Origin of the sequence: Streptomyces sp. NRRL S-378, from assembly GCF_000720645.1 — a bacterium.
Classification (GTDB): Bacteria; Actinomycetota; Actinomycetes; order Streptomycetales; family Streptomycetaceae; genus Streptomyces.
This window is the reverse complement of record NZ_JOBX01000146.1, coordinates 1-3,255: the sequence shown is the minus strand read 5'-3', so window position 1 is coordinate 3,255 and position 3,255 is coordinate 1. Positions and strand designations below refer to the sequence as shown.

General features: G+C 68.8%; 4 protein-coding genes. 1 reads left to right on the top strand and 3 read right to left on the bottom strand.

The features are described 5' to 3' along the window. A partial coding sequence (locus tag IH80_RS0138070) for a transposase family protein (RefSeq protein WP_199819374.1) occupies positions 1-605 on the bottom strand: 605 nt, incomplete at its 3' end. A 58-nt stretch (positions 606-663) separates the two neighbouring features. Next, positions 664-1,809 carry a hypothetical protein gene (locus tag IH80_RS0138065; RefSeq protein WP_030966483.1) on the bottom strand — a complete coding sequence of 382 codons (1,146 nt, stop codon included), beginning with the start codon at positions 1,807-1,809 and terminating at the stop codon, positions 664-666. A 421-nt stretch (positions 1,810-2,230) separates the two neighbouring features. On the opposite strand from IH80_RS0138065, the gene IH80_RS0138060 reads away from it, so the two are divergent. Beyond that, complete coding sequence (locus IH80_RS0138060) at positions 2,231-2,740, top strand: hypothetical protein (RefSeq protein ID WP_158943859.1); 510 nt, start codon at positions 2,231-2,233, stop codon at positions 2,738-2,740. 86 nt (positions 2,741-2,826) lie between these two features. Here the strand turns inward: IH80_RS0138060 and IH80_RS0138055 are convergent. After that, the coding region (locus IH80_RS0138055) for a hypothetical protein (RefSeq protein ID WP_234432537.1) at positions 2,827-3,255 on the bottom strand (429 nt) is incomplete at its 5' end.

The window sequence follows — 3,255 nt, the reverse complement described above, 5'->3', positions numbered from 1 at the left end:
TTGACCAGGCCCAACTGTCGGGCGTGGGTGATGTCAGCGCAGCTCGCAGGCTCGGCCGGGCTGCAGAACAGCATCCGCCCTTTCTCGTCGGTGAGGACCATGGCCTTGACGGCGTTCTGCTTGTTCTTGCCGGAGACGAACCTGTCCCGGTCCTTGCGTCCGACGGCCGGCCTGCGGACGCGGATCTCTGTGCCGTCGATGATTCCGGTCTGCCCGCTGGAGCCGAGGTGGTCGATGACCTCGGCGAGCGTCCGCAGGCGAAGTCCTTGGGAGATGGTGCAGCCCCGCTCGGCCAGCAGAGGCCGGACTTCGCCAATGGCCCGGGTGACGGTGGACCGGTCGACGCCGAACCAGCAGGCCAGCACGTCGTGGGTGGCCCCATGACGGAGGTGCACCAGTGTGGCCAGGAGCCGGTCGACGAAGACCAGCCGATGCTTTGCGCCAGCCCCGACGGCACGCTTCCGCGGCCTGGCCACCAGTCTCGCCTGGTGGCGGTCATGCCACAACGGACCCAACTCGACAACGAGTTCGGTGATCGCCTCGGCTGACAAGCCCGTGATCCTCCGGTCGCCGATGATCGCTGCACGAGCCGCTGTCCCCACCACGAAACCATGATCAGCGATCGCTGCCCCGACGTCTCACCGCCAACCATGCACGAGCTCGTTAGGGCCTGTCTGACAAGTGATCAAGAGCTTTGTCGATGCGCAGAAGAGTGCCCTTGTGCCGGATCCACCTGCGGAGGGTCTCCAACTCGCACCGCGCTGCCGGGTCTGCGGTGAGGGCCAGTGCTACGACGCCCGCTTCCGCCACATGAGGGGCTCGGGGAACCTCACCGGAGCGCTGGTCCAGAGAGGTCTCGACGAGTCCGGCGAGGGCGTCGACGGTGTCCGGCCCGGCGGGCACGAGAGCGAGGGTCCAGGCGAGCCCGCGCAGTACATGGGAGTTGTGGGCGTCGAAGCGGGTGTTCACGTCGAATGGAAGATGCGGATGGCCCACGAGAGGGACCGTGCGGTCGAGGCCGGTCAACTCGAACCATCTCGGCACTGCCTCCCGCACTGCCTCCGGGCCGATCTCCTCGATCAGGGCCAGGGAATCCCGTCGCCATCCCGCCGACGGCGCGCTCGCGGTCGCCGGAGCGGCGTGGGACAGCAGCCGACCCCACGGCTCACCACCCACGCCGGCGTCCTTGAGCGCCTGGTCGGCCCAGACCTCCCCGGAGTTGAGTGGCGGACCGGGCCAGCGCCCCATGACCTCGCGCAGGCCGACCTGGGCCGCGTTCGCCGACGCCTGCGTGCGCCGGAATCCGGGCAGCGTCGCCGCCGCCACGGTGCGACGGAAGGCGGCCAGGACCGCCGGACCGGGTATGCGCCCGGCCGCGAGCTCCGCGTCGGCCAGCTCCCAGATCCGGTGATGCGACCAGACCACGTACTGGTCGCCCAATGCGGCGAGCTGCGCCGCACGCTCGGCGGCCAGAATCTCACCGTCCAGGCCGCGAGCCACTCCGGAAGCAACCATGAGTAGTTCCGTGCGGAGGTAGTCGACGTCTCTTCTGAACTCTTCAGCCGTCCAGTCGTTCTCCACGCGCGCGTGCCACTCGGCCCACAATGCAGCCAGCTCCAGACGGTCGCAGTCGGGCAGTGCCCGCAACAGGTCCATGTTCTCGACGCCGACCCCCGTCATCGAGCCGTTCGCGCAGGCGGCCCGCATCACCGCACGTGACAGCTCGCGCAGCTCACCCCGCCCGGCCAGGGCTTTGTACGTTGCCGCCTGTTCGACCAGCACCTGAGTGTCCCGCAGCCATCCGCTCATGATCCGGAATATAGAAGAGCGCACTGACACCGACGCCGAAGCCTCGTAAGCCGCGGCCCGGTTCGTCCCCTGAACACCTCCACGCCCCTCCGCGTTCGGTCAGCCACCTGCCCAGGCCGCCTATGCGTGGTCCGACCGTTGAGAGGCGGCGGGACGTGGGCGGGGCTGCCGCCGGGGGCTGGGAGGCGGCCGGGGTGGTCAGGGAGGCGAGGTCGCGTCCACGAAGCAGCCGACCAGGGCCGTGCAGGTGGCTTCCAGCCAGGAGGTGCCGGCCCTCGGCCTCCCTGCATGCGGTGCGCGCGGGCCTCGCACGAGTCAGTCTGGCCGCGGCCGCCCCGCCTCCAATCTGGCGTGCACCGGGCCGGCGTCGTCCGATAGGCTGCATCCTGAACACGTTCAATACATGGTGGCCGGGGGGCACGTGAGCACTTCAGGGAAGCGGCCGTTGACGCCGCTGCGCATCCAACCCTTCAGGGTCGTAGAGAACGCATTCCTGGCCGTCGCGGTAGGTTTCGCCCTCTGGGTCGCGTGGATGGCCCTGTCCATCGTCTGGATCGTCGGAGGGGTGCTCCTGGCGGTGTTCCAGGATGACTACGGAGTGCCGCGCAAGGACGCCTTCGCCTACCTGCCGGCCCCCGTCCCCGATGGGGCGACGAACCTGCGGTACCGGTCGCACGGAGTCCTGGACGAGACGCACCAGGTCACCTTCCGCATGCCACAGGCCGACCTCGACACCTGGGTCGCCGCCTCCTTCCCCGACCGCAAGCCGCCGGACGAGAATCCCTTCCTCCGCGGCCCCTGCAAGTACGACCTCTGCGTGGGCGTGATGCGAGACCGCATGGACCGCTCCAACACCGGCGCCACGGACATCGCACTGACCGCACACCACGCCGACGACGGCACCACACTGGTACACTTCGACGCCAGCTAGACCACCTCGCCACGGCCCGCGTCTACTACGAGGGGCACTGGACCCTGTGCCGCCCCCGCACCGCGGTGGCGCTCGACAAACTGGACTCATAGTCGCCGGGCCACGCTGACCCGCGCATTTTCGCCCCTCATTGCCTGCGGCCAGCGGTCATCAATGACACCCGCCGCTTCCCGGCAAGCGCCGCAGGCGTTCTCCCGCTCCGGCAGCCACCAGTAGTCGGACGGCGACATGCCGGCTTCCTGGATTCCGCACAGCGTCCTGTCAAAAATGCCGAAGGCGTGGGAGACGTCGGCGGGAAGGCCGTCTGCAACGGCCCTCTCCCAGCGCATCTTCACGGGCAAATACCGCGGCCGCGCGACCTCGAACCACTCACCACCCACATAGGTGGAGGCGTAGCACCAGGAACAGGACCAGTCCTCCGAATGCGTCACCGCCGGCCATCGCCACATGGCCCGTCCACACACATCGCACTCCATGGGCGGATCCTCACACGCCTCCATGCGTGGACCCAATCC

Coding starts and splice junctions, on each gene's coding strand:
- IH80_RS0138065 (WP_030966483.1), bottom strand. CDS start 1,809: ATGAGCGGATGGCTGCGGGACACTCAGGTGCTGGTCGAACAGGCGGCA.